Below are 6,160 nucleotides of genomic sequence, written 5' to 3'. Positions count from 1 at the left end.
GCGGTGTGTCAGTTAACGCAAGTATTGACTGGTCCGACGCATTCGCGAGCAAGCCCGCTCCCACATAAAGCCTTACTGCGGCGTGTTGGTATACAGATAATCCGTCGCCAACGACGCCAGCGTCCGCACCCCCACTACCAACGCCGACTCGTCCACAAAGAACCCCGGATTATGGTTCGGCGCCGCTTTGCTCATGTCCTGATCCCTTGGCGTCACGCCCAGAAACACAAACAGCCCCGGCGCTTCCTTGGCGTAAAACGAGAAGTCCTCGGCGCCGCCCACCAGTGGGCCTTGCACCACATCATCCTTGGCCGCCCAGCGCAGGCTTGGCAACATTTTTTCGGTGAGTGCCGGGTTGTTGATGGTCGGGTCGTATTTTTCGATGATCGTGACTTCGGCCTTGGCACCGCCGCTTTCGGCGATTTTCTCTACGGTCTGGCGCACGTCCGCGTGCAGCTTCTGGCGAATGCCGTAGTCGTAGGAACGGATGGTGCCGCTCATGTCTACCGACTCGGGGATGATGTTGTAGCGGGTGCCGCCATTGATGGTGCCGATGCTCACCACCGACGGAAACGACGAGATATCGGTGCGCCGACTCACCACGGTTTGCAAACCGACGATGGTCTGCGCGCCGACGGTGATCGGGTCGATGCCATCCCACGGGCGGCCGGCGTGGGTCTGTTTGCCGAGGATCTTGATGCGCAGGTCATCGGAGCTGGCCAGGGACGGGCCAGGGCGATAGGCGATTTGCCCGGCAGGCACACCGGCCCAGACATGCAGGCCGAACACCGCGTCGGGCCTGGGCGCTTTCATCACGCCTTCCTGCACCATCATTTTTGCGCCCCAGGTATTTTTGCCGTCGGGGATAAAGTCGCTTGGGCCTTCTTCGGCCGGCTGGAAATAAAACACCACGGTGCCGGGTAGGCGCTCACGCATGCCGGTGAGGATTTTCGCGGTGCTCAGCAGGATTGCCGTGTGAGCATCGTGGCCGCAGGCATGCATCACGTCGACTTCCTTGCCCAGGTAGGTGCCTTTGGCTTTGGAAGCGAAGGGCAAGTCGGCGACTTCCTTGACCGGCAGCGCATCCATGTCGGCACGCAGGGCCACGGTGGGGCCGGGCAAAGCACCTTTCAAGATGGCGACCACGCCGGTTCGGGCTACGCCGGTTTTAACTTCAAGGCCCAGGTCGCGCAGTTGTTTGGCGACCAGTTCGGCGGTGCGGGTTTCGGTATTGCCCAACTCGGGGTGGGCGTGGATATCGCGGCGGGTTTCCAGCAACGCCGGTTCGAGGATTTTGGCCTGGGCGGCGATTTCCTCCCGGGCACTCTCCAGGTCATTGCCCTGGCCACTGCTGGCGGCAATCACCGCGCTGCTGGCGAGCCCGCACAGCATGCCGAAAACCCATTGGTGTTTCAGACCATTTAAACGCATACAGACCTCTCCCTGTTTATTGTTGTTGATCTTTCTCCTGCACCGTACCGGCGGTCACCACCTGCACGCTCAAGCGCGGTGTTGCCAGGTCCAGCCCGGCTTCATCCAGATGGCGCTTGAGTGACAGGTTGAACGCCCGCGACACTTCCCACTGCTTGATCGGTGCGGTCTTGAAGCGCGCCCGCAGGATCGCGCTGCCGGACTCAAAGCTCTCAACGCCCTGAATCTCCAGCGGCGACCAGATATTGCGGCGTTGCAGCGGGTCGTTGCGCATTTTCTGGCCGACATCGCGCATCAGCTTGATGGCGTCATCGATCTCCATGTTGAAGGGGATCGCCACCCGGAAGATCGCGTAGCCGAACTCCCGCGAATAGTTCTTGATGCTCTTGATTTCGCTGAACGGAATGGTGTGCACGATGCCGTCGATATCGCGCAGGCGCACGGTACGGATGGTCAGGCCCTCGACGGTGCCGAGGTGGCCGCCGACATCCACGTAGTCATCAATCGCCAGGGAATCTTCGATGATGATGAACAGGCCGGTGATCAAGTCCGCTACCAGCGACTGTGCACCAAAACCGATGGCGATACCGATCACACCGGCACCGGCCAGCAGCGGCGTGACGTTCATGCCCATGTTCGCCAAAGCGACGATGGCGGCGATAATAAAGATGGTCACGAACAGCACGTTGCGGATCAGCGGCATCATGGTCTGCGCACGTGCATTGGCCAGGCCTTTGCGCGAGCGGGTGAGGGCATGGTGGATAGCGGTGTCGCTGAGAATCCAGATCAGCCAGGCAAACAGCAGCGTGCCGCCCAGGCCGAACAGCTTGACGCTGACTTCATGGCCGTCACCTTCGGTGAAGCGGATCATCGACAGGCCCCACACGCGCAAGCCCAGCTCGATGAACACCAGCCACACCACCAGATGGGCCAGGGTGTAGACGAAGCTTTTGAGGCGCTCGGAGTACAGCGCGTGGCGTTTGTGCCCACGTTGCGGCTTGAGCGCATGGCGGCGCACCAGCCCGTTGATCACCATGCACAGCACCAGCAATACCGTGCACAGCAGCGATTGGCGCAGCGCGGTGCTGGTGTCGCCGGCCGACAGGAAGGTGGCGAACAACGAGATGCCCACCAGCAACAGCGCCGGGATGTACCAGAAGGAGCCGATAATCGAGAGCGTGTCGGTGAGGGCGCGGCGTGTGAGGCGGCGCGACAGCGGTTGGTTGCGGATCAGGTGCGCAATCGGGCGGCGGAAGCGCAGGATAAACACGCCGGTGGACAGCGCCGCCATCACATTGGCGACGGTCGCGGCGGTGTGGGCCAGGTGCTGGCCAAGCGCCGCGACCAGCCTTGGGTCGCTCAGGGCTTCACCGAAGGCGGCAAAACTGCCGATCCACCACAACGGGCGGAAGGCCTGATGACGCAGGATATACAGCGCCCGGTGGCGGTGCGGGCCGTCGAGCACCGAGAAGGCAATCACGCAGATCGCCGAGAAACAGGTGCCGACCACCAGCGCATAGGCCAGCACCATCGCCAGGGATTTGCCCAGGGACGAAGGCAGCGCATAGCTGAGGTAAACCGTGATGATCAACGCAATCAGCCACGGCCCGAGTTTACGCAGGGCGAAGCGCACCATGTCCCAGGTACGTGGGTGTTGCGGCAGTTCTTCGGGCAGGCCGAAACGCTCGCGCACGCGGTGGCTGAGCCAGATCAGCGCGGCGGCCAGCAGGCTCCACACTGCCAGGATCACGGCAAAACCGAAAATGATCGGCAGCCATTCGGTGGCCGGCAGCATCAGTGCCGTGAGTTCATCCTTGGCCAGGTCGACCTCGTTGGACCAGCGCCCCAACGGGCTGTCGGCCCCGGAAAACTGGGCTTCAAGCTCAGCCAGGGTGCTGCCGATCAAGCCGAGCACGCCTTGTTCGGCGGCGGGCTGGGCTTTTTGCGTGGCTTCACGCAGCTTCTTCAGGTCGCTTAGCAGTTGGGTGCGCTGCTGGTCGTTTTCCAGGGTCTTGATCACCTCGTCCAGCGACTGGCCCAGCGGCACATCGGCCTGGGGCTGGGTCTTGTTGGCACTGCCCAGCAGGCCGGGCAGGCTCACGGCGTGTGCTGGCGCAAGGGGCAGCAGCGTGAGCAGGGCGATCAGAAAATAGCAGGGCAGGGCAAACAGACGGGAAAGCACGAGGCGGTCAACCTTGAAAACGACGAATTGACCGAGTGTACGAGGCCGCTATGCCCAATGCGAGTGCATTTGTTATTCCGCGAGTTTGGCGAGGATCTTGTAAACCACGGTGCCGAGAATCAACAGCATGCCGATCCACATGCCAAACACACCCACGGGCTTGTCGCGAAAGTTGAAGCCGGTCGCGAGCAGGATCATGCCGATGATGATGGGAATGAGCATGGCATGGAATGAAGACATGGAGATCATGGGGCGACGGCCTTGTCGGAGTGGGAATACTGACAAGTCTAGGCCGGATTATGCAAAGTGGCAGTGATATGTGTCAGGTTTATGCAAAACCTGACCGCATTCAGCCCCTGAGATCAGGGCAAATCGCGACTCGCATAAAACGCACCCAACACTTTCACCAGGTGCGCCAGATCATGGCTGCCGCACAGCTCACGAATCGAGTGCATGGCAAACGTCGGCAAGCCGATGTCCACGGTGCGCACGCCCAGGTGGCTGGCGGTGATCGGGCCGATGGTCGAGCCGCAGCCCATGTCGCTGCGCACCACAAAGCTCTGCACCGGTACTTCCTGGGCCATGCAAAGGTGGCGGAAGAACCCGGCGGTTTCGCTGTTGGTGGCGTAGCGCTGGTTGCTGTTGACCTTGATCACCGGGCCAGCATTGAGTTTCGGGCCATGGTTGGCGTCGTGTTTCTCGGCGTAGTTGGGGTGTACGCCGTGGGCATTGTCTGCCGAGACCAACAGTGATTTCTGAATGGTGCGTACGAATTCCTCACCTTCCGGCAAAAGACGGCGCAGGGTCTGTTCCAGCATCGGGCCATCGGCGCCGCAGGCCGAGCAGGAGCCGACTTCTTCGTGGTCGTTGCACACCAGCACGCAGGTTTCGTCGTTTTCGCTGGTGAGCAAGGCTTGCAGGCCGGCGTAGCACGACAGCAGGTTGTCGAGGCGCGCACCGGCAATGAAGTCGCCATTGAGGCCGATCACCGCAGCACTTTGCGTGTCGTAGAAGCTTAACTCGTAGTCGAGCACCACATCGGCGTTCAGGCCGTGTTCGCGGGCGAGTTGCTCAGTGAGCACGGCGCGGAAGTCCACACGCTCGTCACCGGCAAACTGCGCAAGGATCGGCGGCAGCTCGGTCTGGGCATTGATCGCCCAGCCCTGGTTGGCTTCACGGTTCAGGTGAATGGCCAGGTTGGGGATGATGGCAATCGGCAACTTGAAATCGATCAGTTGGCTCTCGACCTTGCCGTCGCGGCGGAAGGTCACGCGGCCGGCCAGCGACAGGTCACGGTCGAACCACGGCGCCAGCAGCGCGCCGCCGTAGACTTCCACGCCCAACTGCCAGAAGCCCTGGCGTTGCAGCTCCGGCTGGGGCTTGACCCGCAGGCACGGGCTGTCGGTGTGGGCGCCGACCATACGGATGCCGTCTTGCAGCGGCGAATGCTTACCGAGCTTGAAGGCGATGATCGAGGAATCGTTACGGGTGACGTAATAGCGCCCGTTGGCCTCGGTGGCCCAGGTTTCGCGCTCGTCGAGCCGCTGGTAACCGGCCGCTTCCAGGCGCTGGGCGAGGGCGGCAGTGGCATGAAAAGGAGTAGGGGAGGCCTTGAGGAAGTCGATCAGGCCTTGATTCAACGCTTCGCGCATAAATAGCTCCAGACAGCAATGCGCGGAGTTTACCGTTCGATGGCGAGAACTGCACATAACAAATGTGGGAGCGGGCTTGTTGTGGCGAGGGAGCTTGCTCCCGCTCGACAGAGAAGCTGGAGCCGGCATTTTTGGGGGCGCTTCGCACCCCAGCGCAAGCAAGCTTGCTCGCCACAAAAAGCCAGCGCCCACATTTGGCTGTGTTTGCGGTTTAGAACGGAGCTGGGCACTCAAAGCGCAAACGCTCGCCGCTTTGCGGGTGCGTAAAGCTCAACATGCTCGCATGCAGGCACAGGCGCGGCCAGGCGGCCAGGGCTTGTGCATGGGCGTACAAGCCATCACCGAGCAACGGATGGCCGATCGACAGCATATGCACCCGCAACTGGTGCGAACGCCCGGTGATCGGCGTGAGTTCCACGCGGCACCAATCACCACATCGCTCCAGCACTTTCCAGAAGGTCAGCGCGTTTTTGCCAAACTCATAGTCGACTACGTGGCGCGGCTTGGTCGGCGGGTCGTAGCGCAAGGGCAGGTCGATGCTGCCACTGTCCATTTCCGGCTGGCCCCAGGCCAAGGCGGTGTAGGCTTTTTCGGTTTCGCGGTCGTGAAACTGGCGCGACAGTTCGCGGTGACTGTCGGCGTCCCGTGCGAGCAGGATGATCCCTGAGGTTTCCCAGTCCAGGCGATGGACGATGCGGGCTTCGGGGTAGCCGTTTTCCTGCAGACGGGTGATCAGGCAGTCCTTGTTGTCATCGGCGCGGCCAGGCACCGAGAGCAGCAGGGTAGGCTTGTTCACCACCAGGACGGCGGCGTCCTGATGCAGGATATGAATATTGGACAGCGGCATTAAACAGCCTCGTAACAAACGCCAACGGCGGCTCGCCCACCCGGTTCC

Annotated in this window: 5 protein-coding genes; all 5 read right to left on the bottom strand. The window is 61.7% G+C overall.

The features are described from left to right. Positions 1 to 72: 72 nt before the first annotated feature. Positions 73 to 1,431 carry an amidohydrolase gene (locus tag ACTD9P_RS21820; RefSeq protein ID WP_438869323.1) on the bottom strand — a complete coding sequence of 453 codons (1,359 nt, stop codon included), beginning with the start codon at positions 1,429 to 1,431 and terminating at the stop codon, positions 73 to 75. Between the two features lie 16 nt (positions 1,432 to 1,447). Continuing rightward, positions 1,448 to 3,613: a mechanosensitive ion channel family protein gene (locus ACTD9P_RS21815; RefSeq protein ID WP_438869322.1), complete on the bottom strand. Its 2,166-nt coding sequence runs from the start codon at positions 3,611 to 3,613 to the stop codon at positions 1,448 to 1,450. A 72-nt stretch (positions 3,614 to 3,685) separates the two neighbouring features. Beyond that, a complete protein-coding gene (locus ACTD9P_RS21810; RefSeq protein ID WP_163005562.1) occupies positions 3,686 to 3,853 on the bottom strand; it encodes a hypothetical protein in 168 nt (55 codons plus the stop codon). Positions 3,854 to 3,975: 122 nt separating this feature from the next. Next, positions 3,976 to 5,265: a M18 family aminopeptidase gene (locus ACTD9P_RS21805; RefSeq protein WP_017137857.1), complete on the bottom strand. Its 1,290-nt coding sequence runs from the start codon at positions 5,263 to 5,265 to the stop codon at positions 3,976 to 3,978. A 211-nt stretch (positions 5,266 to 5,476) separates the two neighbouring features. Beyond that, positions 5,477 to 6,112, bottom strand: a complete 636-nt coding sequence (locus ACTD9P_RS21800; RefSeq protein WP_438869321.1) for a pseudouridine synthase — start codon at positions 6,110 to 6,112, stop codon at positions 5,477 to 5,479. Positions 6,113 to 6,160: the final 48 nt, after the last annotated feature.

The sequence above is a fragment of the Pseudomonas onubensis genome (genome assembly GCF_965653655.1).
GTDB lineage: Bacteria > Pseudomonadota > Gammaproteobacteria > Pseudomonadales > Pseudomonadaceae > Aquipseudomonas.
The sequence above is the reverse complement of the archived record's forward strand: the minus strand, read 5'-3'. Positions and strand labels throughout refer to the sequence as shown.

Coding starts and splice junctions, on each gene's coding strand:
- ACTD9P_RS21810 (WP_163005562.1), bottom strand. CDS start 3,853: ATGTCTTCATTCCATGCCATGCTCATTCCCATCATCATCGGCATGATC.
- ACTD9P_RS21820 (WP_438869323.1), bottom strand. CDS start 1,431: ATGCGTTTAAATGGTCTGAAACACCAATGGGTTTTCGGCATGCTGTGC.
- ACTD9P_RS21805 (WP_017137857.1), bottom strand. CDS start 5,265: ATGCGCGAAGCGTTGAATCAAGGCCTGATCGACTTCCTCAAGGCCTCC.
- ACTD9P_RS21800 (WP_438869321.1), bottom strand. CDS start 6,112: ATGCCGCTGTCCAATATTCATATCCTGCATCAGGACGCCGCCGTCCTG.